Source organism: Sphingomonas sp. SP1 (assembly GCF_058313395.1).
The window spans coordinates 2,116,444-2,141,597 of sequence record NZ_JBZFLC010000001.1; the positions used below are offsets into that span (position 1 = coordinate 2,116,444).

A 25,154-nucleotide genomic window follows, 5' to 3' on the forward strand; every position below is an offset into this window, starting at 1 on the left:
ACCGGGCGATCTCCTGTATGGGTGGATTGTTCGGGTTGGCCGCGCCCCTAGCGAGCAGACCAACAAAGGGCAAGGTCAGGCCTTGTGGATCCAGCGTCCGTCTTCACGCGCCCAATAGCGGCGCTCCACTCCTTCCCGCCCGGACAGCAGCTTCCAGGCCAGTCGCGCGCCCTGCAGGTGCGCCTCGTCGAAGAGATAGAAAGCGCGATCGAATGCCAGCGCCGCCTCCCGCCATTCGCCGTCGGCGATGGCCAGATTGCGGGCAAGGTTCGGTGCGTCCGGAGTGGTCGACAGAAGGATCGGCTGGCGCGGATCATCGGTCCCGCCGGCAATTCCGTGCGGCAGAAAGCTTGTCGGCCCCTGGTCCCACAATTGCCGGTCGAGCCGGGCCAGCGCGCCCTCATCGGCGGCGACCACCAGCAAACGCCCGTCTTCCGCCAGCAGCTTGGCGGCGAGCGACGCAATCACCTCGTCCACCGGCATGCCGCCAAGCTGATAGAAATCGACCTTCACGGGCGTTGGTTCATCGCTCCGCCGAAGCCTCCACGAACTGGTCGAGCAGGCGTACGCCGAAGCCGGTCGCGCCCTTGTCGTAGGTGGTTCCCGGCTTGTCGCTCCATACGACGCCGGCCACGTCCAGATGCGCCCATTTAATTCCGTCTTTGACGAAGCGGTGGAGGAACTGCGCGGCCGTGATCGAGCCGCCCTCGCGCGGACCGACATTCTTGATGTCGGCGATCGGCGAGTCGATCAGGCGGTCGTAGGCATCGCCCAACGGCATCCGCCACAACTTGTCGCCGGTCGCGGTGCCCGCCGCGATCAGGTCGTTGGCCAACCCATCGTCGTTGGAGAAAACGCCGGCATATTCGTGTCCCAGGCCGATGACCATGGCCCCGGTCAGCGTGGCGAGATCCACCATCAGCCGCGGCGCGAAGGTGCGCTGGACGTAGGTGATGGCATCGCAAAGCACGAGGCGGCCTTCGGCGTCCGTGTTGATCACCTCGATGGTCTGTCCGCTCATGGAAGTGACCACGTCGCCCGGGCGCTGCGCCTTGCCGTCCGGCATGTTCTCGACCAGGCCGCAGACGCCGATCACGTTCGCCTTGGCCTTGCGCCCGGCAATGGCGAGCATGGCGCCGGCGACCGCGCCAGCGCCGCCCATGTCCCATTTCATCGACTCCATGCCGGCCGCCGGCTTGATCGAAATCCCGCCGGTATCGAAGGTCACGCCCTTGCCGATCAGGCTGATCGGGGCGGCATTCGCCTCGCCGCCGTTCCATTTCATGATCAGCAGGCGCGGCTCGCGGACCGAACCCATGGCAACGCCCAGCAGCGCGCCCATGCCCAGCTTCTCCATCGCCGGCCCATCGAGGACCTCGATCTCGAGACCTGTGCCCTCCATCGCCTGGCGGCAACGCTCGACGAACGTTTCGGGGTAGATGATGTTGGCCGGTTCGGCGACCAGTTCACGCGTAAGTTGCACACCCTTGAGGACGGCCTGGTAGCGGCCGGTCCACCGCGCCTCTGCATCGTCGGGGGCGCCAACGATCACCAGTTCGGCAAGGGTCGGCTTTTGCTTCTCCTTGAGTCTGGTCCGGTAACGGTCATGGCGCCATGACCGAAGAGCCGCGGCCAGCGCGACCTTGGCTACTCCGTCCGCCGACAGGCCGGCACTGGAGACGTCCAGCACCGCGATCGTCTCGCCCGACGTCAGCAGCCGTGCGACGGCCGTGCCACCCAGCTTTTCCGCCGCCTCATCGCCCTTCGCGCCAATCCCGATCAGCACCAGCCGGCGGGCTGCGCCGTTTTCACCAGCGACATAGGTTTCGGCAACGCCCCCCGCCTCGCCCTCGAACCGTTGCAGCCGCGCAGCCGCCTCAACCTGCGCCTGCTCCGCGCCCAGCGAAGCGAGAACCGAACGATCGGCACCGGCGACGGGAAGGATAGTTGCATGGCTACCGGCCGGACGGCTTGAAGCGAAGCGGATCTGCATGGGTGGAAACCTCGAGAAATTGGCGCAAAGGGTTGATCGGGGCTCTTAAGCGGTCAGGCGTGGCTTGCAAGGCATTGCCGCTGGACCCCCGAGGTGCGATAGGCCGGGCTCTTCGGGAACAAGGGCAAAAGGGCGGCGGGGAACTTGCGGGTGCGTTTCACTGGCTGGACGGCGTTGCCGCTGATTTTTGCGCTCGCCACGCCCGCGCTCGCGCAGGAGCAGGCGGCTCCGTCTTCGACCGAACCAAGCGTCGTTCCCGATGCCGACGCAGTCTCGTTCAGCGCCGATACCGTCACCTATGACAGCGATAACGAGGTGGTGACTGCCCAGGGGCAGGTCCGATTGGCAAAGGACGGCAATTATGTCGCCGCCGACCAGGTGATCTGGACCCGCAGCACCGGTCAGGTCGTCGCCACCGGCAATGTGGTCGTCACCAACCCGGAAGGCGACAAGTTCGTCGGCGACCGCGCAGTGTTGACCGACGACATTCGGGACGCGACGGTCGAAAATCTGCTGGTCGTGTTGGAAAGCGGTGGCCGACTGGCGGCCGAGCGGGCAACGCGCACCGGCGATGTCACCACGCTTGAAAACGCGGTCTATTCCCCCTGTCCGGTGACGACCGAAAGCGGTTGCCCACGCCGTCCTAGCTGGAAGGTGACGGCCGCGCGGGTCACGTATGACAGCGCCCGCGATCGCGTCCGCTTCCAGCGCGGCCGGCTCGAGATTCTGGGTATCCCGTTGCCGTTGATCCCGATCTTCAGCATCGGCACGGGCCAGGGCTCGCAGGGCGTGACGGGCGTGCTGTTCCCGGACATCAAATTGTCGGGGCGGAACGGTTTCGAAGTCTCCGTTCCCGTTCACTTCGCCATTGCGCCCAACCGCGACCTGACGTTGACGCCGCATATCTACAGCGGATCGCTGCCCGGTCTGGACCTGAAGTATCGCGATCTGAACCGTCTGGGCGCGTTTCAGATAGGCGGCTTCGTCACCTATGGCGACCGCAACGACGACGATCCGGGTTCGGACAATGGCCTCAGGGCCTATATCGACGCCAACGGCAAATTTCAGTTTACACCGCGTTGGTCGCTGACTGGACAGTTGCGCCGTGCGACCGACAAGACGGTGGCTCGCCGGTACGACATCACCCGCGAAGACAAGCTCCGCTCATTCTTCAATCTCGAGCGGATCGACTTCGACAGCTATATCTCGATCGCCGGCTGGTCCTTCCAGGGACTTCGCGAGACCGATCGGCAACAGCGAATCCCGATCGCCCTGCCGGCAGTCGATGCACGCTGGCGACTGGTACCACCGGCGATCGGCGGGCGGGTGGAACTGCAGGCAAACAGCCTGGCCGTTCTTCGCCGCGACGGACAAGACACGCAACGGGCATTCGCAGGCGCGCGCTGGGACCGCCGATTCCTTACCGCGATGGGGCAGGAATTGCTGTTGACGGGCTACGCTCGCGCGGACGTTTATCATACCGACGAAACCGCGAAGACTTCCGCCGCCATCTATCGAGGAAACGACGGATGGCACACCCGCAGCATCTTTGCGGCGGCAGCCGAAGCACGCTGGCCCCTCATCGGCGGCCTTGCCGGCGGCATCCAGCGGGTCACGCCGCGGCTGCAACTGGTCCTCACGCCGCCGAGCAAGAACTTCAGCATACCCAATGAGGATTCCCGCGCGGTCGACCTTGAGGATAGCAACCTATTCGCGCTCAACCGCTTTCCCGGATACGACCGGTGGGAAGACGGTTCGCGGCTGACCTATGGGCTGGACTGGGCCTACGACCGTCCCAACCTCGCCATCGCGACGACCATCGGGCAAAGCTATCGCCTCAACCGGGACGAGCGCATCTTTCCCGACGGGACGGGCCTTACCGATCGCTGGTCCGACATCGTCGGGCGCACCCGCTTTCAGTTCGGGCGCCTCGTCGACCTCACCCATCGCTTCCGACTCGACAAGGACGGCTTCGTCGTTCGCCGCAACGAGTTGGACCTGACGCTCGGCACCACCAACACCTACGCGCGGGTCGGCTATCTGAGGCTCAACCGCAACGTCGATCCTTCGGTCGAGGATTTGCGCGACAAGGAAGAGGTGCGGCTTGCGGGCCGCTGGCAATTCCGCCGCTATTGGTCCGTCTTCGGTTCCACCGTGGTGGACTTGACCGACCAGGCTGAAGACCCGCTGTCGGTGGCCGACGGCTTGGACCCGGTCCGGCACCGGCTCAGCCTGGATTATGAGGACGATTGCCTGGCGATTGGCATATCCTGGCGGCGCGACTATGAGCGGTTCGGTTCGCTTCGGGAGGGCAACACCTTTCAGTTCCGGCTGGCGCTCAAGGGCCTCGGTCGATGACCCTCTCGCTCATCGCGGGTTCAGCGGCGATGCAACAAAGCGACTTATTCGCTGAAATAACAAGGGATTGAGATACAAGTGGCAGCTCGCTTCAGCAAGTATCTGGCAGCCGCGGCGGCAGTGACCGGCGCGACGATGGCGGTGGCGCAGACGGCGCAGCCCGCCGCTCCCCGTCCGGCGACGCCAAGCACCACCGCCGGCCTTCGCCTGCCGACCGACGTCACCGTGTTCGGCGGCGCGATCCCTTCGGTGGTCAAGGCCAGCGCGATCGTGAATGGCGAGGTCATCACTCAGACCGACATTGATCAGCGGCTGGCTTTGCTGGCCATCTCGCAGGGCGGAAAGATCCCCGCGGAGGAGATGGAGCGGCTGCGCGTTCAGGTGCTGCGCAACCTGATCGACGAAACATTGCAGGTGCAGGCGGCCAAGGCGGCGGAGATCACGGTGACGCCGGCGGATATCGACCGCACGGTCGCGCGGGTAGCCGGGACCAACAAGCAGACCCCCGAGCAGCTGACCGAGTTCCTTCGCTCGCGCGGCAGTTCGATCCGTACCATGCGCCGGCAGATCGAAGGCGAGATCGCCTGGCAGCGCCTGCAGCGCGCCAAGATCGAAAGCCGGGTCAGCGTCGGGGATGAGGAGGTCAAGGCCGTCATCGACCGGTTGAATGCAGCCAAGGGGACGCAGGAATATCGCGTCGGCGAAATCTTCCTCGCCGCCACGCCGGCCAATCAGGCCGAGGTCCAGGCCAACGCTCAGAAGATCGTCGCGGCCCTGCAACAGGGCGCGTCCTTCGCCGGCTATGCCCGCCAGTTCGGCCAGTCGACCGCCGCGGCGGTGGGTGGCGATCTCGGCTGGCTGCGGCCCGAGCAATTGCCCGATTCGCTGGCGAACGTGCTCCGTCAGATGGGGCCCGGCCAGCTCAGCCAGCCAATTCCCGTGCCGGGCGGCATCTCGATCATCGCCGTTCAGGACATGCGCAAGGTGGCAATGGCCGATCCGCGCGATGCGGAGCTGAGCCTCAAGCAGGTTTCCATTAGCTTCCCGGCCGGCACCAATCGGGCGCAGGCCGAACCGGTTTTGGCGCGGTTCGCCGCCGCTGCGCAGAACGTCGGGGGTTGCGGTGGCGCGGACAAGCTGGCCGCCGACTTCCGCGGCGAGGTGGTGAGCTCGGACGGCGTCAAGCTGCGCGATCTGCCGCCCGCGCTCCAGCAGATGATGCTGCCGATGCAGGTCGGTCAATCCACCCGCCCCTTCGGCAGCCTGGACGACGGTGTGCGGGTCCTCGTGATCTGCGGTCGCGACGAGGGCACCGGCGGCGAGGCGCCGAGCACCGACCAGGTCTTTGCCCAGCTGACGGAAGAGCGCGTCGACCGGATCGCTCGTCGTTACCTGCGTGATCTGCGGCGCGATGCGGTCATCGACTTTCGCTAGGATCAGCGGCTAAGGGGAGGCACCCATGGTGGCCTCCCCTTCGCTTTCCCCCATCGCAGTCTCGCTTGGCGACCCGGCCGGGATCGGTCCGGAAGTCGTCGCCAAATGCTGGGACGCGCGCGATCGGTTCAATCTGCCGCCGTTCGTCGCGGTCGGCGATCCGCGTTCCTTGTCGCAGGTCTGGGACGGAGAGATCGCGGTGATCGACGATCCGCGGGATGCGGAATCGGCTTTCGACATCGGGTTGCCGCTGCTGGCGGTGCCGGCGGCCGAAAGTGGCATCGCCGGCTGCCCAACGGTCGCCGGCGCGCATTGCTCGCTGGACAGCTTGGAAATTGCCGTCGGGTTGGCAAGGTCCGGCTCGGTAACGGCCGTGACGACGGGTCCAGTCAGCAAGCAACAGCTTTACGCAATCGGCTTTTCGCACCCTGGACAGACCGAGTTCGTCGCCGAGCGATGCGGCGTCGCGCCGACCAATGTCGCGATGATGCTGGCAGGGCCAAGCCTCCGGACCGTCCCGGTCACCACTCACATGCCGCTCGCCGACGTGGCGACCCATTTGACCTCACAGCTGATCGAGGCCCGCGGGCGCGCGGCCTTGCGGGGCCTTCAGCGGAATTTCGGCATCGCCGAGCCGGTTCTCGCAGTGGCCGGGTTCAACCCTCACGCGGGCGAGGGCGGCGCTCTCGGCCGGGAAGAGATCGACATCATCGCACCGGCGATCGAGGCCCTGCGCGCCGAAGGCTGGCGCGTCCACGGCCCGCTGCCGCCCGACACCATGTTCCACGGCAGCGCCCGCGCACGCTACGACGCCGCGCTCTGCATGTATCATGACCAGGCGCTGATCCCACTGAAGGCGCTGCATTTCGAAGAGGGCGTCAACATCACGCTCGGCCTGCCAATCGTCCGCACCGCGCCAGACCATGGCACGGCGTTCGACATCGCCGGAGAGGACCGGGCCGACCCGCGCGCCATGGCCGCTGCGATCACGATGGCCGCCAGTTGCGCGGCCCATCGCGCGGCCAACCCGCCCTCTCCCGGACTGTGACCCTCCCGCCCCTCCGCGAAGTGATCGCGCGGCACGGGCTCAGCGCGTCGAAAGCGCTCGGCCAAAATTTCATCCTCGACCGCCAGTTGCTCGCTCGCATCGCCGCCATCCCCGGTTCGCTGGCCGGCGAGCGGGTTTACGAGGTCGGACCTGGTCCCGGGGGCCTGACCGCTGCATTGCTTGAAGCGGGCGCTTCCGTGACTGCGGTCGAGCGGGATCGCCGTTGTCTGCCGGCCCTGTCCGAGCTGCAGGACGCGTTTCCCGGCAAGCTGACGCTGGTCGAAGATGATGCCCTCAAGATCGATGAGCCTGCGCTGGTCGGCGTCGGGGCGCATATCATCTCCAACCTGCCCTACAATGTCGGCACAGCCCTGTTGCTTCGCTGGCTAGGCACAGAGCAGTGGCCGCCCTGGTGGCGTTCGCTCACCCTCATGTTCCAGCGGGAGGTAGCTGAGCGCATCGTCGCGGCACCGGGCAGCGAGCATTACGGGCGGCTGGCGGTCGCGGCGCAGTGGCGATGCAGTCCGCGCCTGGCCCTGCCCGTCCACCGCTCCGCGTTCACGCCTCCGCCGAAAGTTGCGAGCGCGGTGGTTCACATCGTACCCGCCGAACAGCCTGATGGCGTGAGTCCACGAGTGCTCGAGCAATTGACCGCAGCAGCGTTCGGTCAGCGCCGGAAGATGCTTCGTCAAAGCGTGAAGGCCGTCCCCAACGCGCTGGACGCGCTGGCGCAGATGGGCATCGCGGCCGATCGCCGCGCCGAGACGGTCAGCGTCGACGAATGGGTCGCAGTGGCTCGGGCGCTGAGCTAGTTCTGCTTGGCTGGGGCCGGCGTGGTCTTCTGCGCCACCGCCGGGCCGCGGGCAATCGCGGCGGCCAACTGGGTGGCTTGGACGCAAGTGTTGGCGCCGCACAGCTGCTTGACCTTGGTCAGGTTCTGTTGCGCGCGGGCGCCTGCCCCCATCTCGACCATGGCTTCGCCCTGGACCGTCAAGGCGTTGATATCGTTCGGTTCCAGCGCCAGCGCCTTGTTGGTGTAGCGCACGGCCTGCCCGTAAAGCTTTTGCCGTTGCGCGACCCTCGCCAGGGCAACGAACGCCTGCCGATTGCGCGGATCGACCGCCAGCGCAGTCTCAAGCGCATCGTCGGCAGCCGTGAAGTTGCCAGCCGCCAACGCGGCCTCACCCTGCTTCTGCAACGAAACGGAGGTCGGGTTAAGCTGACTGTCCGGAGTCTGGCTTTGACCGCTGCTCGCCACCAGCGCCGCAGCAATCCCCAGGGCACCCGCAATTGGCAATATCCGCATCGTCATCTCCAGCCAGTCGACCCGCATTTCACGCGTTACGGTCGAACCGTGCAACAAAAAAGCCGTCCGTCTCGTCGTGTCCCGGTGTGAGAAGCTTTCCGAGACCATCGTAACGCCCAGCCGCTATCCCTGTATCCTTGGCTTTGTAAGCTGAATGTCGGCTGAGGAAAGCCTCCGCCTGGCCCGCCCCTTCGCGGGTCAGCAAAGAGCAGACAGCGTACACCAGCCTGCCGCCCGGTTTGGCCAATGGAGCCGCGAGGTCGAGCACCCGCGCCTGCAACGCCAGCAACCGCTCAAGCCGTTCGGGGGTCAGACGCCAGCGCCCTTCCGGATTGCGCCGCCACGTTCCCGACCCCGAACATGGCGCGTCCACCAATACCAGATCGCAGCGGCCTTCGAATTCGCTAAGGGCATCAAGCTCGCGCGGCGCGTTCAGTAGTCGGGTCTCGATCCTTGCCCCCGCCCGGTCGGCCCGCGGCTGCAAGCGCGACAGGCGCTGCCGGTTGGTGTCGCAGGCGATGATTGTGGCGCCCGGCGCCGCGGCCGCGAGTGCGAGCGATTTGCCCCCCGCCCCTGCACAAAGATCGAGCAGCAATTCCCCATTGGCCGGAGCGCACGCCAGCGCAACCAGCTGGCTGCCCTCGTCCTGCACCTCCAGCCGGCCTTCCCGGTAAGCCGGGTGGTCGGAAACCTTGCTGTCGGAAGGCAGTCGCAATCCCCAGGGGCTGTGCGGCGAAAGCTCGGCGCCTGGCAATTCCGCAAGCATCGACTCCCGGTCCCGGGTGACTCGAACGTCGAGCGGGGCCCGGGCAACCAGCGTTGCGCCCACCTCCACCAATGGCGATAATTCGGGGACCAGCCATTGCGGCACGATCCCGGGGATCGCGCCCGCCTCGTTCGGGCCCACTGTCGCCGGCCCGTGCGGCGAGCCGTCGAACAGTTCGGATGCGATCGGTAGCAAGGCCGATCGGCCGCTGGCCGGTCGCTCCGCGCTGTGGCGGACGGCAGCGAACACCAGCTCCCGCACTGCCCGGCGGTCCTTTGATCCGGCATAGCGGCGGGTCTTGAAATAGGCGCTCACCAGCGCATCCGCCGGCGGGCCGTCGTTCGTCGCTGAAGCGATCACCTGATCGAGGATCTCGATCGCCGCCTGAGCACGGGCCGAAGGAGTCATGACCTAGCGCGACGGGTAATTGGGCGCCTCGCGAGTGATCGCGACGTCGTGCACATGACTTTCGCTGAGGCCAGCATTGGTGATCCGGACAAACCGCGCCCGCTTTTGCAGTTCGGCAATACTGGTCGCGCCGGTATACCCCATCGCCGCCTTCACCCCGCCCACCAGCTGGTGAACGATCGCCGATGTCGGCCCTTTGTAGGGCACCTGGCCTTCGATGCCTTCCGGGACCAGCTTCATCTGGTCCTTGATGTCCTGTTGAAAATAGCGGTCGGCCGAGCCGCGGGCCATCGCCCCGACACTGCCCATGCCGCGGTACGACTTGTAGGAACGGCCCTGGTAGAGAAATGTCTCGCCAGGAGCTTCCTCGGTTCCGGCAAGAAGCGATCCGACCATCACCGTCGAGGCGCCGGCGGCCAGCGCCTTGGCGATGTCGCCCGAGGTGCGGATGCCGCCGTCGGCGATCACCGGCACGCCCTTTTTCGCGGCGGCGGAAGCCGCGCTCATCACTGCCGACAACTGCGGCACGCCGACCCCCGCAACGATCCGGGTGGTACAGATCGATCCCGGGCCGATGCCGACCTTGATCGCATCCGCGCCGGCATCGGCCAGCGCCTTGGCGGCGTCGGCGGTCGCGACATTGCCGGCAATGACCTGGACCCGGTTGGAAGCGGCCTTGGCCCGCTCCACGGCGCGGCTCACCTCGACATTGTGACCGTGGGCCGTGTCGATCACCAGGCAGTCCACCCCGGCGTCCATCAAGGCCTGCGATCGCTCCCAGCCGGTGTCCCCCACCGTACTCGCCGCGGCAACGCGCAGCCGCCCTTCCCCGTCCTTGGTTGCGTTCGGGGACGCGACCGCCTTCTCGATGTCCTTGACGGTGATCAGGCCGACGCAATGGCCGGCATTGTCGACCACCAGCAGCTTCTCGATCCGCCGCTGGTGCAGCAAACGGCGAGCATCTTCCTGGCTGGTCCCGGTCGGAACGGTGGCGAGGTTTTCCTTGGTCATCAACTCCGCGACCGGCTGGCGCGGATTTTCGGCAAAGCGGACGTCGCGGTTGGTCAGAATTCCAGCCAGCTTGCCAGAGCGCTCGACGATCGGAATGCCGCTGATCCGGTTGGCGCGCATCAGTTCCAGCGCTTCGGCCAGCGTCTGGTCGGGGGTCATGGTGATGGGGTTCACCACCATCCCGCTTTCGAAGCGCTTGACCTGACGGACGGCGCTGGCCTGCTCCTCAATGGTCAGGTTGCGATGAAGGACGCCGATGCCGCCCAGTTGCGCCATGGCAATCGCCATGTCCGCTTCAGTTACCGTGTCCATCGCGGACGACAGGATCGGGATGCACAAGGGGATGTCGCGGGTCAGGAACGTGCGGGTATCGGCCTGGCTCGGCAACACGCTCGACTCCAGCGGCTGGAGAAGCACGTCATCGAAGGTCAGACCAAGCGGAATGTCGGGAGCGTCGAGGATATCGGCCATGCGCGCCTTTGACCGGGGAGCGGCGATTCGGCAAGTGCTAGCGGCCAAGCAGGCGTCGCGCGGCCTCCACATGCATGCGCTCTATCATCTCGCCTTCGAAGCGTTCGGCGCCACCCTGGGCCGCCGCTACGAGCCGCCCGGCCCGAGCCAATTCCTCCGCGCTCGGCGCCCAGGCCTGGTGGCAGGGCGCGATCTGGTCGGGATGGATCAGGGTCTTGCCGTCGAACCCGAGTTCGCGTCCGTCTCGCGCTTCGGCGGCGAATCCGTCGGCGTCCTCCAGGCCGTTGAAGACCCCGTCGAAGGCCGGGACCCCGGCGGCCCGCGCGGAAAGAACGATCAGCTGCAGCGAGGCGCTGATCCGCTCGCGCCCCGCCCCCGCCGGTAGTCGCAGGCCCGCCCTGAGGTCGTTGGTGCCAGCGATCAAGGCGGCCGCCGCGCGCGCGATGCCGGGTGAGGCGAGCACCCCTGCCGGCGTTTCGATCATCGCCGCGCAAGGCTTGCCGGTCCGCTCATGAACCAGCCGAAGCTGCGCTTCGTCCTCGCACCGGGGCAGCACGACAAGATCCGCGTTGGAACCCTGCACCGCCGCCTCATCGGCGCGGTGCCACTCGCTGGTGAGGCCGTTTACCCGAATGGCGACGGGGCAAGGCCACGACTGCGCCACAGCCTCTACGGCAGCCTGTCGCGCCGCGTCCTTGGCATCTGGCCTGACCGCATCCTCAAGGTCCAGGATCACGAGGTCGGCACCGGCTTCACGCGCCTTGGCGATAGCCCGAGCATTGCTCGCGGGCAGGAAGAGGGCCGACCGTCTGCCGAAGAGATTGAGCGTCATGCCGATTTCGCTTCGCACGAGGCTGAGAACATCGCATTGTCCGCGGCAGAATCATCGGGGGAAGACATGCTTACGACCTTCATGCTCATCCTGGCTGCGCTGGTGGTGCTCTACATGATGATGAGCATCAAGATCGTGCACCAGGGCTTTCGCTACACGATCGAGCACTTCGGCCGGTTCGTGCGCGTTGCCGATCCCGGCTTCAATTTCGTGCCCGCCTTCTTCTACCGGGTCGGGCGCAAGATCAACATGATGGAGCAGGTCCTCGACATCCCGGGGCAGGAGATCATCACCAAGGACAACGCCATGGTCGCGGTCGACGGCGTCGTGTTCTTCCAGGTGCTTGACCCGGCCAAGGCCGCCTATGAGGTGAGCGAGCTTTACACCTCGATCCTGGCCCTTTCGACCACCAACCTGCGCACGGTCATGGGCTCGATGGACCTCGACGAAACCTTGTCCAAGCGCGATGAGATCAATGCCCGGCTGCTCAGCGTGGTCGATCACGCCACCGAAGCCTGGGGCGTCAAGATCACCCGCGTTGAACTGAAAGACATCCGCCCACCGTCCGACATCGTCAACGCCATGACCCGACAGATGAAGGCCGAGCGCGAAAAACGCGCCGCGATCCTCGAGAGCGAAGGCATGCGCGCCTCCGAAATTCTGCGGGCGGAGGGCGAGAAGCAGGCCCAGATCCTAGAAGCCGAAGGCCGCAAGGAAGCTGCCTTTCGGAACGCCGAGGCCCGCGAACGCGCGGCCCAGGCTGAAGCCGCCGCGACCAAGTCGGTCAGCGACGCGATTCAGGACGGCAACACGCAGGCGATCAACTATTTCATCGCGCAGAAGTACGTCGAGGCGCTTGGCATGTTTGCCAATTCGCCGAACGCCAAGACCATCCTGTTCCCGGTCGAAGCCACCCAGTTGATCGGCTCACTGGGCGGGATCGGCGAGCTGGCGCGCTCGGCATTCGGCAAGGATGAAAGCTCTCCGCAGCAGCAAAAGCGCGACCTCACCGCAGAGCGCGGCGCAGCGGCAGCGACGTCGGGCGTGCCGCGGGTCCAGGGCTGATGCTGGACGATCTTCAGCCCGGTTGGCTATGGCTCATCGCGGGACTGGTGATGCTGATCGCCGAGGTCGTCGCGCCGGGCTTCTTCCTGCTGTTCATCGGCGCCGCCGCCATGGTGACGGGCGCATTCGTTTTGCTGTTCGACCTCGGGCCAGCCCCGGCGCTCGCGTTGTTCGTGATCTACACGATCGTGGCGGTGATGATTGGCCGAAAGGTCTATGCCGCGCGACCCGTCGCCACCAGCGACCCCCATCTCAACGACCGTTCCGCGCGATTGATCGGGCGCAGCGTGGAGGCCGTGTCGCCGATCGACGAGCGTGGCGGACGAGTGCGCGTCGGCGACAGTGAGTGGAGCGCCCGGGGCGGTCCTGCCGCTGCCGGAGAGCGCGTCCGCATTACCGGAGTTGACGGCAATTGCCTGACCGTCGAAGCCGAACGTCAACTTCCATCCGCCTGAACCTGCCGGAGAGTTCATGACCGCTCTGACCCGCCGCGAAACCCTGGCCACGCTTGGCTCCTCAGCCGCGTTGGCGGGCTGCACGACCACCGCGCCGACGTTGGTTTCCACGCCAACTGTCGGCCAAGCTCCTCTGCAGGAGGCTGGCGCTAATGCCTTCCTCGCCGCAGCCGCCGACAATCTCCTCCGCCTGCAACCGGAGACCGCGACCAGCCTTGGCGTCGACAAGAATGCGCTGGCCGGACTACGCAGCCTGCTCGGCGACCGCTCGGCTGCCGGCCAGTTTCGCATCGCCGCCACCCTTCGTGCCGATCTCGCCAGGGCGGAAGGGATCGAGACCTCCGCTCTGACCCATTCCACCCGCACCAGCGTGGAGGTGGTGCGCAGCGCCTATCGCACCGCGCTCGAAGGCTTTGCGCTACCCTATGGCGACGTGGCGGTCGGCGGCTGGCGCAACACACCCTATGTCGTGATCCAGAACGTCGGCGCCTACCTCGACATCCCGCGCTTCCTCGATTCCGAGCATCAGGTGAAGACCGCGGCGGACGCCGAGGCGTTGATGAGCCGGCTCGCGCAATATCCCGCGGTGCTCGACGGCGAACTCGGCCGCATCCGTGACGCCCGCGCCAAGGGTCTCGTTCCCCCCGCCTTTCTGATCGACAAGGCGCTTACCCAGATGGGCCAGAGCCTGGCCAGCGCTCGCTCCGGCGGATCGCTGGTCGAACTGGTGAAGACCAAGACGCGGGACATCCCCGGCGATTGGGAGGCGCGCGCCCGTTCGATCGTCACCGGGCAGGTGGCCCCGGCGCTTACGCGCCAGATCGCGGAGCTTCAGGCGCAGCGGCCGCTCGCCAGCAACGATGCGGGCATGTGGGCCAGGCCGGGCGGCGCCGAATATTACCGCTGGGCGCTCAAGGCCTCCACCACCACGACGATGACGCCCGACGAAGTGCACCAGCTTGGGCTCGACACCCTCCGTTCGCTGCAGGGCCGGATGGACCCGATCCTCCGCCAACTCGGGCTGACGCAGGGCTCGGTCGGCACGCGGATGCAGGCGCTTGCCAAGGACCCGCGCTACCAGTTCAGCGAGGGCGACAAGGGCCGGGCCGAGATCATGGCCTTCATCGAGGAACGGCTGCGCATCATCCGCGCGCAGATGCCGCGTGCTTTCCGCACCCTCACCCGCGGCAACCTGGAAGTGAAGCGCCTGCCGCCCGAGGAGGAGCCCGGCGCGCCGGGTGCCTACGGCGGTCCCGGCTCCATCGACGGCACCATTCCCGGCAAGTTCTGGATCAACCTGCGAACGACGGACCTCCACAGCAAGTACAGCTTGCCCGACCTGACCCATCACGAGGCTATCCCGGGCCATGTCTGGCAGGGCGAATATGCCCAGAAGCTGCCGCTCATTCGTTCGATCCTGGCGTTCAACGCCTATTCCGAGGGCTGGGCGCTCTATGCGGAGCAATTGGCGGACGAGCTTGGCGTCTTCGATCGCGAGCCCGCTTATCGCCTCGGCTACCTGCAATCGATCGCCTTTCGCGCCGTCCGGCTGGTCGTGGACACCGGGCTCCACCACAAGCGCTGGACCCGCGAGCAGGCCGTGCGCTTCTTCGTCGAGGAGAATGGGTCCAACCCGCTGGAAGTGGCGAGCGAGGTCGATCGCTATTGCTCCTGGCCGGGCCAGGCCTGCGGCTATGAGGTCGGCCACCAGGAAATCGTTCGCCAGCGCGGTCGGGCCCAGGCGGCGCTCGGTACTCGCTACGACCTGCGCGACTTCAACGATGCCGTGGTGCTGGGCGGCAACGTGCCGATGGACGTGCTGGCCCGGAACGTGGATCAATATATCGCCTCGACCCGGGGCTAACCTCAGTCAGGACGAAGTGAGCAGGCAGCATATGATGAAGAATGTCCTCCGAACCGGCGCGGCAGCGGCTTTGGCATGCTCGACCCCGGCATGGGCAGGCAATCCCTACGTCAGCGTCGAAGCCGGCATTGGCAAAGTCCGCGGCAATGACGTCGACGAGACGGTTGATTTCTCGACGATCCAGACCCCAGCCGCGCCGATTGCGCCGCCGTCGGTCACCGGTGGGTTCATCGACGACGTCTTCGGTGTCGATTATGGCCGGGAGCGCAATCTGGGCCTGGCCGCCGGCTACGACTTCGGCTGGTTCCGCCCCGAGATCGAGCTAAGCCACAAGCGTGCGGGCGTGCGGGAGATCCAGGCCGACGACGGCACGATCGACTTTCTTGCCGGCGTCAACCAGGCGCTCAACCGGCCCTCTGCCTCACCCGATCCAGGCGCTCCGGGGCGAACCCCGCTGACGCTGGATGACTTTCAGAGCCGCGGCAGCGTGCGCCTGTTGAACGTGATGGCCAACCTGATGTTCGATATTCCGGTCGGAAGGGTGACCCTGTCCGCAGGCGGCGGGCTGGGCAAGACATTCGGCCGGGCTTTCGGCGACAAGGACCAGTCGAAGCTGGCGGGCCAATATATGATCGGCGCGCGCTTGCCGCTCACCTCGGCGCTCGAACTCGGGGTCAAATACCGTTACTTCAATTCCGGCATTCTGAAATTCGACGACCGTGCGTTCGAGTTCGCCGGCAATCCCGACCGGTTGAGCGTCCCCGACGGCAGCGGCGGCACAACGGTCGTCGATCGGACCACCTCCGCCCGCATCCTGTCCGACATCGAAGGCGAGTATCGTTCTCGCACGCTGCTGGTCGGGCTGACCTATAATTTCGGACGATAAGGACGAAAGGCGAAGGCCAGCCTCATCGCTCCGCCGTCGCTTTACCGGCGCCCGCCCATCAGGCCGCCCAATATGTCGTTGAGGGGATTGCCGCCGGAGCTTCGACCGCCGCCCAGCATACCGCCGATCAGATCGCCCAGCCCGCCCGCTCCGCCCTGCCCGGTGCTCGACTGCCGCGCGAGATAACCTGCGGCGAGCATGGCAACGATCGGTAGCATCTTCTTCAACAGGTCGGGCGACAGACCGGTCTGCTGCGCCGCGTGGGTTGCGACCGTTCGGCTGGTGTCCTTCGATCCGAAGATCTCCCCAAGGACTTGGTTGCCCTGTCCGACGTCCGTCGGCTGAGACCCGAGCACATTGTCGAGCAAGCCGCCTCCGCCAAGACCGCCGAGCATGCCCGCAAGCCCGCCCAGTCCCTGGGGCTGCGCCTGGGCCTGGTTCTGCATCCCGCCAAGCACCGCGGGCAGCAGTGCGGCGATGCCGGTCTGCGCGGTTTGCGGATCGACGCCGAGATCACGGCTGACCGACTGCGCAGCGCCCTGCTGCAAAAGCGCGTCGAGCATGCTCATGGGGAACTCTCCTGTTTATGAAGTCAGGAAGGTAATGGCCGGGCGGAGCGGTTCGTTCCGGATGAATCCGCCGGACGCGCCGCTCCGCCCGAAGATCAGGCCGCGGCGATCGCCGCCGTTGGCGCGCACTGCCGCACGCCTTCGTCCACATGCTCCGCGAACTGTTCGAAATTCTCGCAGAACAGGTCGACGAGCTTGGCCGCGGTGCGGTCGAACTCGTCCTTGTCGGCCCAGGTCTGACGCGGGTCGAGGATGACGCTGTCGACCCCCGGAACGCTGACCGGCACTTCGAAGCCGAAATAGGGATCCTTGCGGAACTCCGCGCTGTTGAGGCTGCCATCCAGCGCGGCATTCAGCAGCGCACGGGTAGCCTTGATCGGCATCCGCTTGCCGGTGCCGTACTTGCCGCCGGTCCAGCCGGTGTTGACCAGCCAGCAGGTCACCCCGCCCCGCGCGATCCGCTCCTTTAGCAGATTGCCGTAGACGGACGGGTGGCGAGGCATGAACGGAGCGCCAAAGCAGGTCGAGAAGGTCGCCTCCGGCTCGGTCACGCCAATTTCCGTGCCCGCCACCTTGGCCGTGTAACCCGACAGGAAATGGAACATCGCCTGATCAGGCGTCAGCCGCGCGATCGGTGGCAGGACGCCGAACGCGTCGGCGGTCAGCATGATGATGTTCTTAGGCACCGGGCCGAGGTTCTGCTCGCTGCTGTTGGGGATGAAGTCGATCGGATAGGCGCCGCGGCTGTTTTCGGCGAGGCTATTGTCGTCGAGGTCCAGTTCACGCGTCACCGGGTCCATGACCACGTTTTCCAGCACCGTGCCGAACCGCTTGGTGGTTGCGTAGATCTCCGGCTCCGCCTCGGCCGACAGCCGGATCATCTTGGCATAGCAGCCGCCCTCGAAGTTGAAGACGGCCGTGTCGGACCAGCCATGTTCGTCGTCACCGATCAGGGTGCGACTCGGGTCGGCCGAGAGGGTGGTCTTGCCGGTGCCGGACAGGCCGAAGAACACTGCCGTGTCACCCTTGGGGCCAATGTTGGCCGAGCAGTGCATCGGCATGATCCCCTGCTCCGGCAGCAGGAAGTTGAGCAGTCCAAAGACACTCTTCTTCATCTCGCCGCCATATTCCGTGCCGCCGATCAGGATCAGTTTGCGGGTCAGGTTGATGGCGATGACGGTTTCGGAACGGCAGCCGTGCTTATCCGGGTCGGCCTTGAAGCTGGGCAAATCGATGATCGTGTAATCGGGCAGGAAGCTTGCCAGCTCCTGTGTCTCCGGCCGGACCAGCATCGTGCGAATGAACAGATTGTGCCAGGCATATTCGTTGACGACCCGCACCTTGACCCGGTGCTCCGGCTGGGAACCGCCATACAGGTCCGCCACGAACAGCGTCGGCTTTTCCGCCAGCGCCTTCAGGAAATCGACGTAGAGCCGGTCAAAGGCAGTCGGGTCCATCGGCTTGTTCGACTTGCCCCACCAGACGGTGTTCTCGGTCGTCTCGTCGCGGACGACGAAGCGGTCCTGGGCGGAGCGGCCGGTGTGACGACCGGTCTTGACCACGATCGGCCCGTCCTTGGCCAGCAGCCCCTCGCCCCGGCTGACGGCCTGTTCGACGAGCGGGGCGGTGGTCAGATTCCAGAAAATTTCGGCATTGGTCCTGATGCCCTGCGCTTCAAGTCCATGCTGCGGAATCCGGTCTGCCACTCGCTCTTCCCCTTGTTGCTTCAAAAACACAAACGGCGGCAGAGCCCTCCGCAACCGGTGAGCTGCCGCCGCTTCGCTTCGTAACGGCTGCTATACCGTTGCGGTTGCACGCGGTCAAAGTGGCAGCGGTCCGGCTTGTGTCTGCCTGGCGCCGCCGGTAATCGGATCGTCCGTTGGGGAAAGGGCCTGATGAGCCAGGTGATCGCGCTGGTCGACGACGACCGCAATATCCTGACTTCCGTATCGATCGCGTTGCAGGCCGAAGGCTTCGTGGCCCGCGTCTACACCGATGGCGCCAGCGCGCTGAAGGCGCTGACGGAAAATCCGGCCGATCTTGGCGTCCTCGATATCAAGATGCCGGGAATGGACGGGATGGAATTGCTCCGCCGGCTGCGGGAAAGCGGCGAGCGGACGGCCCTGATGCCGGTCATCTTCCTCACCTCCAAGGACGACGAGTTGGACGAGGCGCTCGGCCTGGCCATGGGCGCGGACGATTACATCGCCAAGCCGTTCAGCCAGCGGCTGCTCATCGCCCGCATCCGGGCCATCCTGCGCCGCGCCGAAATGGCACGCGGACCGGGGGACAGCGGCGACGATGAGCAAAAGCTCGAAGTGCTCGACCGCGGCCGGCTGTCGATGGATCCCGCGCGCCACAAGGTGCTGTGGGACGGCAAGCCAGTAACGTTGACCGTCACGGAATTCCTGATCCTGGAGGCGCTCGCCAGCCGCCCGGGAGTGGTGAAAAGCCGCAACCAGCTGCTCGACATTGCCTATCAGGATGACGTTTATGTCGATGACCGGACCATCGACAGCCATATCAAGCGCATCCGCCGCAAGTTTCGCGCGGTGGATGCCCATTTCGATGGCATCGAGACCCTCTACGGCGTCGGGTATCGTTTTGGCGAAGAGTGAACCGGTCGATGCGGCCGAGCGCGACCTGAGCCTCGGCTGGTCGCGGCGCTGGTCGCTGACCGGCCGAATCCTCGCGGTGAATGTGCTCGCCCTGGTCGTGGTCGGGCTGGCCATCCTGTTCCTGGACAGTTTCCGCAACCAGCTGCTCGACGAACGCGAGCGACAGGTTGCACGCGAAGCGACGCTCGCGGCGGCGGCCTTGTCCGAACTTTCGCCGGCCGAGATACCGCCCTACCTGCAGCGGATCGGGCGGGCGAGCGATAGCCGCTTTCGGCTGTACGATGCCGATGGTGCGCTGTTGCAGGACAGTTGGCGCACCACCGGGCCGACCTATCGCCTCCGCTACCCGTCCGAGCAGCCGTGGACCAAGTCGATCGCCCGCTCGCTCGATCGCGGCTTCAACGCCATCGTCGGCGAGCGCACGCCCGTCGATTTCGCGGAGCCCGCGGCCGACCGCCTGCAGGCATGGCCGGAAGCGACCCGCGCGGCGGAGCGGGGCCGGCCGGTCACCGAGGTCCGCAACGCGCCGGACCTGACACCCGTAATCTCGACCGCCGCGCCGGTCAGCGACGGCCGGATCATGCTGGTCACTTACAACGACCGCAATTTCACGCGCACTGTTCGACTGGAACGGCGCAAGCTGGCCGTGGGGCTTGCCGTCGCGACCGTTCTGTCCGTTCTCCTGTCGCTGTTCCTGGCCAGGACGATCGCCCGCCCGCTCCGCCGTCTCGCGCTTGCGGCTCACCGGGTTCGGCAGGGTCGGGCGCGCGAGGTCAAAGTTCCGCGCCTGCCTTCCCGGCGAGACGAAATCGGCCTGTTGGCCCGATCGGTCAGCGACATGAGCCAGGCGCTGCGGCAGCGGATCGACAATATCGAGGCGTTCGCGGCCGACGTTACGCATGAACTCAAGAACCCGCTGGCCTCGCTGCGCAGCGCGGTCGACGGACTGGAACGGATCGACGACCCGGACCTCAAGCGGCAGCTGCTCGATATCGTGCGCCAGGATGTGCTTCGGCTCGACCGGCTGATCGGCGATATCGGCGAGGCGGCCCGCACCGACGCGGAACTCGCCCGCGCCCGCTTCGAATCGGTCGACCTGGGCGAGATGATCGGGCAGCTGGTCCATGGCTGGGAAAGCCAGCGCCTGGCTGGCGACGTACGCATCGCCTTCGCCCGACCCCGGGCCCAAAGCGCGATCGTTCTCGGCGAGCCCAACCGGCTGGCGCGCGCCATCGATAATATTATCGACAACGCCATCAGCTTCTCCCCGGCCGGCGGCCTGGTGGAAGTGGCTGTCGCCCGGGTCGGCGACATGGTCCGCATCCGCATCGACGACGAGGGCCCGGGCGTCCCTCCGGACGCGCGTGAGGCCATCTTTAACCGATTTCACTCAGTACGGCCGGACAGCGACCAGTTCGGTCGCCATTCGGGCCTTGGCCTCGCGATCGCCCGGGCGATCGTGAAGGGCCACAATGGGGAGATTGATGTGGCGGACCGGGACGATGCGCCGTCGGGAGCGCGCTTTACCATTTGCCTGCGGGCCGCGCCGGAGACGGCCGAGGTGCCCCAATGAACCTGCGCCTGTCCTCCGAGACCATTCATGCCACCTGCGTTGCAACGGACGGGCGTGCGGTGCTGCTGACCGGGGCGTCGGGCTCGGGGAAGTCCGACCTCGCCCTGCGTCTCATCGATCGCGGTTTCGCGCTCGTGAGCGACGACCAGACCATCGTTCGTAAGGCTGGTTCACGCTTGCTGGCCTCGGCGCCCAGCACGATCGCCGGCAAGCTGGAAATTCGTGGCATCGGCATCGTCGAAATGCCGACCGTGTCCGACATGCCCGTCGCGCTGGTGGTAGAGCTGGCGAGCGAGTTCCAGCGCCTGCCCGATGATTCGCGAGAACGTTCAATCCTGGGTACCGCCGTCCCGCTCGTCTCCATCGACGCCCGCACGTCCTCGGCCGCGATCAAGGTCGCGATGGCGCTGGAGCGGATGGGGCTTTCCCGATGAGTGACGAGGCGCGGACCTCCGGCAGAAGGCTGCCGCGCCTGTTGCTGGTCACCGGCATGTCGGGCGCGGGCAAGTCGTCGGTGCTCGACGCGCTGGAGGACATGGGCTGGGACACGGTCGACAATCTTCCCACCGCCCTTCTCCAGGAGTTTGTTCACGGCGCCGACCGCGGCCGGCCCGATGCCCATGTCGCGATCGGAATGGATTCGCGCAGCCGCGGGTTCGACGCCCATCGCCTGCCCGACATCATCCGGGGCGTGGAAGGCGTTACGCCGGAGATCCTGTACCTGGACGCATCGGGCGCCGAGCTGATGCGCCGCTACGACGAAACGCGGCGCCGGCACCCGCTGGCGCCTGATCGGCCGGCGGAAGACGGGATCGCGCGTGAGCGCAACCTGACGTCCGCACTTCGGCTTGCGGCCGACTCTGTGCTCGATACGACTGACCTCAAGCCCGCCGAGTTGCGTGACGAACTCCGCCGCCGCTTCGGCGAAGACCGCGACGAACCGGTCATCACCATCACCAGCTTCGGCTTCGCGCGCGGGATCAGCCGCACCGCCGACCTTGTCTTCGACCTGCGCTTCATCCCCAATCCGCATTGGGTGGATAACCTGCGCCCATTGACCGGGGTGGATCGGCCGGTACGCGAATATGTCGCTGCGCAGGACGGGTGGTCGTCCACGCTGGACCGCGTCGAAGAATTGCTGGCGGACCTCATTCCGCGCTACTGGCGGGGCGGTAAGGCCTATGTCGGGGTCGCCTTCGGCTGCACGGGCGGGCGGCACCGTTCCGTGGCCGCCGCCACCGAAATGGGCGAACGGTTGCGCGCCCGCGGCTTTTCGCCGAATATCCGGCACCGCGACTTATCGCTGCGACCCAGCGATTCCATCGAGGACGATATGGCGTTCGAACCGGGCGCCCGGATCTGAAACAGAGTGACTGAATGATCGGATTGGTATTGGTGACCCACGGTCGTCTGGCCGCGGAGTTCGTCGTTGCGATGGAACATGTGGTCGGCCCGCAGGAAGCGATCGAGGCCGTCTGCATCGGACCCGATGACGACATGGAAGGGCGGCGCAAGGATATCGCCGACGCCATCGCGCACGTCGATCGCGGCCAGGGCGTCATTGTTCTGACCGACCTCTTCGGCGGCACTCCCTCAAACCTCGCCATCAGCCTGATGAAGAGCGAGAATGTGGAGGTGATCGCCGGCGTGAACCTGCCGATGCTGATCCGCCTGGAAGGCGCCCGCAAGGTGATGAGCGTTCGCGCCGCCGTCGCCGCAGCCCGGGAGGCGGGCCGCAAATACATCTCCGTCGCCAGCGAGATTTTGGGCGAGGCCGCCGCTTGAGCCCGCTCGCGCAGGAAGTCCGGATCGACAACAAGCGGGGACTGCACGCACGCGCCAGCGCTAAATTCGTCAACCTGGCAAGTCAGCTCTCCGCCGAGATCGAGGTGGCGAAGGACGGCAATGCGGTCTGCGGCACGTCGATCATGGGTCTGATGATGCTGGGTGCCGCCAAGGGCGACCTGATCGTCATCCGTGCCAGCGGCGACGGCGCCGACGATGCGCTCGCCCAGCTGGTCGCGCTGGTGGAAGACCGGTTCGGCGAGGATTAGGCCCCGCTACTCAGCGCGGTCGGCTTCCGCTAGTGCGCGATCATGCCCCGTCTGATCACTTCCTTTTCGAACGACACGGTCAAGCGGCTTCGGGCCCTGCGTGACAAGAAAGCGCGCCGGGCCGAAGGCCTGTTTCTGGCCGAGGGGCTGCGCATCATCGCGGAGGCTCGTGATTCGGGCGTGCTGCCGGAAATCATCGCTTACGCGGCCGGCCCCGGCCTCCATCCCCTCGCGGCAGAAATCGTCGAGGCGACCGAGATTGCGGGCGGCGACGCCATTGAAACCACGCCGGACATCCTTTCGAAGATGAGCGGCAAGGACAATCCGCAGATGCTGCTGGCCGCTTACCGGCAGCCGCGGCGCACCCTGGCTGATCTCGACCGATCGACGGCGGACCTCTGGTTCGTGGCCGAACGCCTGCGCGATCCCGGCAATATCGGCACAATCCTGCGCACGGGCGATGCAGTCGGCGCGGGCGGACTGATCCTGGTCGACGATTGCGCCGATCCTTATTCGGTCGAGGCTGTGCGGGCCTCGATGGGTGCGCTGTTCACGCAGTCGGTTGTCCAGGCTTCCTGGAGCGAATTGCTGCCATGGCTTCGCAGCGGCTCGGGCCAACTGGTCGGGACCAGCCTGCGTACGCAGACCGACTATCTTGCGGCAGATTATCGCCGTCCCTGCTTCCTGCTGATCGGCAACGAACAGGCCGGCTTGCCCGCCGAGTATGAATCCGAATGCGATTTGCTGGTGAAGATCCCGATGGCAGGCCGCGCCGACAGCCTTAATGCCGCCATCGCGGCCGCCGTCATGGCGTTCCAGGTCAAGGCGAATTGGCGCAGTGCAGCGCCCTGCCCTGCCTAAGCTCATATTCATCCGTTGCGCGGCAGGAACATTCGCGATGGGTCCGGGGTATTGCCGATCATGAGACGCGTGGCGGTTCCGCTTTTGGCCTTGGTTCTGCTTGCCGGATGCGAGAATCGCGATCGCCTGACCGACGAGCAGGCTGCCGCCCGGGCCGCGCAGGGAGACAATGAGCTGATCGTGCCGCCATCCGGGGGGGAGCTTCCGGCCGACCTTCCTTCGGACATCGGCGACATCCTTTACAAGGCGCTTGGGACCGAACCGGGATGGTCACTCGTCATCCGGCAAGGCGCGATGCTGTACCAGGGAAATTATGGTGCGCTCCGAATCGTTGAGGCCAGTCCGCCCGGCTTCACACCCGGACCCGGATCCATCCGCTCGGGCCGGCTGACGGTCAGCATCGCACGCGGTCCGTGCAGTGACGGGATGAGCAACCATCGCTGGCGTGACAGGGTGACGGTGGCCGTCGCCGGCGGAGCGACGGTGCGCGGGTGCGGCGGCGGACTGCTTGCAGTCGAGGATCCCAATGCCATCGAAGGAACCCGATTTCGCGTCAGCGCAATCAACGGTGCGCCAATCCGAACTCGTGGCAACTGGTGGCTGGGCTTCGCCAATGGGCAGGTGACCGGCCAGTTCGGCTGCAATGTCTTCACCAGCGGTTACAGCCGGAACGGGGACCATCTTTCGTTGACCGGTGGCGACTTTGCTCAAAACCTTATGGGCTGCCCGGCAACCGAGGCATGGGAAAGGGCGGCCCAGCGAGTTCTAAGCTCGGGCCCACGAATCGAGAAAGTCGGCGGCGTCGTCCGGCTGGTCAGCGAGGCCGGCGTGATCGAATTAACGCCGCCACAACAGGAGGTTCCCACGGCATGAAGCGCTTCCTTCCCCTCTTGGGCGTGATGCTCGCCGGTTGCACGACCGTATCACCGCCGCCGGCCAACGACGACGTCTATCGGGCCCTTGGGACCGAACCGTTCTGGAGCCTGACCATCGACCAACGCTCGCTGGTCTTCGAGGAGGCGAATGCACCTGGCGCTCGCATCGTTCAGGCCCGTCCGCGGCCGATCATCGGCATCGCCGGCGAAATCTACCAGACGGCTCGCATCAACGTGAACATCGTCCACGCCCGCTGCAGCGACGGCATGAGTGATCGCATCTACCCCGACAAGGTGCAGGTGAGGATCGACGATCGGGCATTCGAGGGATGCGGAGGGGAGCCGATAGCACCTGCGAACCTGGCGAACAGCAGTTGGACGGTGGAAGCCGTCAACGGTCGCCCGACCGGCGGCGGAGAGCGGTTCCAGCTGCGCTTCGAGACCGAGCGGATGAGTGGGCAATTCGGCTGCAACCGAGTATCGGGCGCTTACAATGTGGCAGGCATGACGCTGACCGCCGGCAACCTGGCCATGACCCGCATGGCGTGCCCGGACATGAGCTTCGAAACCCAAGCTGCGCGGATTCTGGAGCAACCGGTTCAGCTCAGCATGCTGCCGGGCGACACGCTGGCGATGAGCAATGCGGCGGGCAGCATCACCTTGCGGCGGCAGTATTGATGCGGTCGGCCGGGCTTGCGGTTGCGCTT

At 66.1% G+C, this 25,154-nt stretch carries 25 protein-coding genes; 17 read left to right on the forward strand and 8 right to left on the reverse strand.

All coding sequences use genetic code 11. From position 1 onward, the window contains the following. Positions 1-75: 75 nt before the first annotated feature. Both AC4GYS_RS10695 and AC4GYS_RS10700 read right to left on the reverse strand, forming a co-directional pair. Entirely contained in the window at positions 76-513 is a 438-nt protein-coding gene (locus tag AC4GYS_RS10695) for a DNA polymerase III subunit chi (protein WP_491109061.1), read from the reverse strand. Positions 514-523: 10 nt separating this feature from the next. Next, positions 524-1,993, reverse strand: coding sequence for a leucyl aminopeptidase (locus AC4GYS_RS10700; RefSeq protein WP_491109062.1), 1,470 nt, complete (start codon positions 1,991-1,993; stop codon positions 524-526). A 150-nt stretch (positions 1,994-2,143) separates the two neighbouring features. On the opposite strand from AC4GYS_RS10700, the gene AC4GYS_RS10705 reads away from it, so the two are divergent. From AC4GYS_RS10705 to rsmA, 4 genes are all read left to right on the forward strand, one after another. Beyond that, positions 2,144-4,351 (forward strand): LPS-assembly protein LptD, encoded by a 2,208-nt coding sequence (locus AC4GYS_RS10705; RefSeq protein ID WP_491109063.1) that lies wholly within the window; start codon positions 2,144-2,146, stop codon positions 4,349-4,351. A 78-nt stretch (positions 4,352-4,429) separates the two neighbouring features. Further along, positions 4,430-5,785 carry a peptidylprolyl isomerase gene (locus tag AC4GYS_RS10710; RefSeq protein ID WP_491109064.1) on the forward strand — a complete coding sequence of 452 codons (1,356 nt, stop codon included), beginning with the start codon at positions 4,430-4,432 and terminating at the stop codon, positions 5,783-5,785. 25 nt (positions 5,786-5,810) lie between these two features. Beyond that, positions 5,811-6,833 carry a 4-hydroxythreonine-4-phosphate dehydrogenase PdxA gene (gene pdxA, locus AC4GYS_RS10715; protein ID WP_491109065.1) on the forward strand — a complete coding sequence of 341 codons (1,023 nt, stop codon included), beginning with the start codon at positions 5,811-5,813 and terminating at the stop codon, positions 6,831-6,833. Further along, a complete protein-coding gene (gene rsmA, locus AC4GYS_RS10720) occupies positions 6,830-7,645 on the forward strand; it encodes a 16S rRNA (adenine(1518)-N(6)/adenine(1519)-N(6))-dimethyltransferase RsmA (protein WP_491109066.1) in 816 nt (271 codons plus the stop codon). The genes pdxA and rsmA overlap by 4 nt, the downstream gene beginning before the upstream one ends. On the opposite strand, the gene AC4GYS_RS10725 is transcribed toward rsmA, so the two are convergent. Genes AC4GYS_RS10725 through AC4GYS_RS10740 form a run of 4 tightly spaced genes read right to left on the reverse strand, consistent with a single transcriptional unit; the run spans position 7,642 to position 11,627 of the window. Next, positions 7,642-8,166, reverse strand: coding sequence for a tetratricopeptide repeat protein (locus AC4GYS_RS10725; RefSeq protein ID WP_491109067.1), 525 nt, complete (start codon positions 8,164-8,166; stop codon positions 7,642-7,644). The genes rsmA and AC4GYS_RS10725 overlap by 4 nt on opposite strands. Before the next feature lies 1 nt (position 8,167). Further along, entirely contained in the window at positions 8,168-9,313 is a 1,146-nt protein-coding gene (locus AC4GYS_RS10730) for an RsmB/NOP family class I SAM-dependent RNA methyltransferase (protein ID WP_491109068.1), read from the reverse strand. A 3-nt stretch (positions 9,314-9,316) separates the two neighbouring features. Then, positions 9,317-10,795 (reverse strand): IMP dehydrogenase, encoded by a 1,479-nt coding sequence (gene guaB / locus AC4GYS_RS10735; RefSeq protein WP_491109069.1) that lies wholly within the window; start codon positions 10,793-10,795, stop codon positions 9,317-9,319. Positions 10,796-10,832: 37 nt separating this feature from the next. Then, positions 10,833-11,627: an HpcH/HpaI aldolase/citrate lyase family protein gene (locus AC4GYS_RS10740; RefSeq protein ID WP_491109070.1), complete on the reverse strand. Its 795-nt coding sequence runs from the start codon at positions 11,625-11,627 to the stop codon at positions 10,833-10,835. Positions 11,628-11,693: 66 nt separating this feature from the next. On the opposite strand from AC4GYS_RS10740, the gene AC4GYS_RS10745 reads away from it, so the two are divergent. The 4 genes from AC4GYS_RS10745 to AC4GYS_RS10760 are packed head-to-tail and all read left to right on the forward strand — an operon-like array spanning position 11,694 to position 15,897. Then, a complete protein-coding gene (locus AC4GYS_RS10745; RefSeq protein ID WP_491109071.1) occupies positions 11,694-12,692 on the forward strand; it encodes an SPFH domain-containing protein in 999 nt (332 codons plus the stop codon). Further along, complete coding sequence (locus AC4GYS_RS10750; protein WP_491109072.1) at positions 12,692-13,147, forward strand: NfeD family protein; 456 nt, start codon at positions 12,692-12,694, stop codon at positions 13,145-13,147. The genes AC4GYS_RS10745 and AC4GYS_RS10750 overlap by 1 nt, the downstream gene beginning before the upstream one ends. Before the next feature lie 16 nt (positions 13,148-13,163). Beyond that, positions 13,164-15,011, forward strand: coding sequence for a DUF885 domain-containing protein (locus AC4GYS_RS10755; RefSeq protein ID WP_491109073.1), 1,848 nt, complete (start codon positions 13,164-13,166; stop codon positions 15,009-15,011). Positions 15,012-15,027: 16 nt separating this feature from the next. Next, entirely contained in the window at positions 15,028-15,897 is an 870-nt protein-coding gene (locus AC4GYS_RS10760; RefSeq protein WP_491109074.1) for an outer membrane protein, read from the forward strand. A 41-nt stretch (positions 15,898-15,938) separates the two neighbouring features. On the opposite strand, the gene AC4GYS_RS10765 is transcribed toward AC4GYS_RS10760, so the two are convergent. Both AC4GYS_RS10765 and AC4GYS_RS10770 read right to left on the reverse strand, forming a co-directional pair. After that, entirely contained in the window at positions 15,939-16,466 is a 528-nt protein-coding gene (locus AC4GYS_RS10765) for a DUF937 domain-containing protein (protein WP_491109075.1), read from the reverse strand. 95 nt (positions 16,467-16,561) lie between these two features. Next, a complete protein-coding gene (locus tag AC4GYS_RS10770; protein ID WP_491109076.1) occupies positions 16,562-18,172 on the reverse strand; it encodes a phosphoenolpyruvate carboxykinase in 1,611 nt (536 codons plus the stop codon). A gap of 189 nt (positions 18,173-18,361) precedes the next feature. On the opposite strand from AC4GYS_RS10770, the gene AC4GYS_RS10775 reads away from it, so the two are divergent. From AC4GYS_RS10775 to AC4GYS_RS10815, 9 genes are all read left to right on the forward strand, one after another. Continuing rightward, positions 18,362-19,084 carry a response regulator transcription factor gene (locus AC4GYS_RS10775; RefSeq protein WP_491109077.1) on the forward strand — a complete coding sequence of 241 codons (723 nt, stop codon included), beginning with the start codon at positions 18,362-18,364 and terminating at the stop codon, positions 19,082-19,084. Beyond that, positions 19,035-20,657 carry a sensor histidine kinase gene (locus AC4GYS_RS10780; RefSeq protein ID WP_491109078.1) on the forward strand — a complete coding sequence of 541 codons (1,623 nt, stop codon included), beginning with the start codon at positions 19,035-19,037 and terminating at the stop codon, positions 20,655-20,657. The genes AC4GYS_RS10775 and AC4GYS_RS10780 overlap by 50 nt, the downstream gene beginning before the upstream one ends. Beyond that, the gene (locus AC4GYS_RS10785; RefSeq protein WP_491109079.1) at positions 20,654-21,091 is read left to right on the forward strand and encodes an HPr kinase/phosphorylase; all 438 of its coding nucleotides are present in this window, start codon (positions 20,654-20,656) and stop codon (positions 21,089-21,091) included. The genes AC4GYS_RS10780 and AC4GYS_RS10785 overlap by 4 nt, the downstream gene beginning before the upstream one ends. Next, positions 21,088-22,020 carry an RNase adapter RapZ gene (rapZ, locus tag AC4GYS_RS10790; protein WP_491109080.1) on the forward strand — a complete coding sequence of 311 codons (933 nt, stop codon included), beginning with the start codon at positions 21,088-21,090 and terminating at the stop codon, positions 22,018-22,020. Before AC4GYS_RS10785 ends, rapZ begins: the two co-directional genes overlap by 4 nt. Before the next feature lie 14 nt (positions 22,021-22,034). Continuing rightward, on the forward strand, positions 22,035-22,442 hold the full coding sequence (locus tag AC4GYS_RS10795; protein WP_491109081.1) for a PTS sugar transporter subunit IIA: 408 nt from the start codon (positions 22,035-22,037) through the stop codon (positions 22,440-22,442). After that, complete coding sequence (locus AC4GYS_RS10800) at positions 22,439-22,711, forward strand: HPr family phosphocarrier protein (protein ID WP_491109082.1); 273 nt, start codon at positions 22,439-22,441, stop codon at positions 22,709-22,711. Before AC4GYS_RS10795 ends, AC4GYS_RS10800 begins: the two co-directional genes overlap by 4 nt. A gap of 42 nt (positions 22,712-22,753) precedes the next feature. Beyond that, complete coding sequence (locus AC4GYS_RS10805; RefSeq protein WP_491109083.1) at positions 22,754-23,572, forward strand: TrmH family RNA methyltransferase; 819 nt, start codon at positions 22,754-22,756, stop codon at positions 23,570-23,572. A gap of 69 nt (positions 23,573-23,641) precedes the next feature. Next, positions 23,642-24,445, forward strand: a complete 804-nt coding sequence (locus AC4GYS_RS10810; protein WP_491109084.1) for an META domain-containing protein — start codon at positions 23,642-23,644, stop codon at positions 24,443-24,445. After that, a complete protein-coding gene (locus tag AC4GYS_RS10815; RefSeq protein WP_491109085.1) occupies positions 24,442-25,125 on the forward strand; it encodes an META domain-containing protein in 684 nt (227 codons plus the stop codon). Before AC4GYS_RS10810 ends, AC4GYS_RS10815 begins: the two co-directional genes overlap by 4 nt. The last annotated feature ends 29 nt before the right edge of the window (positions 25,126-25,154 follow it).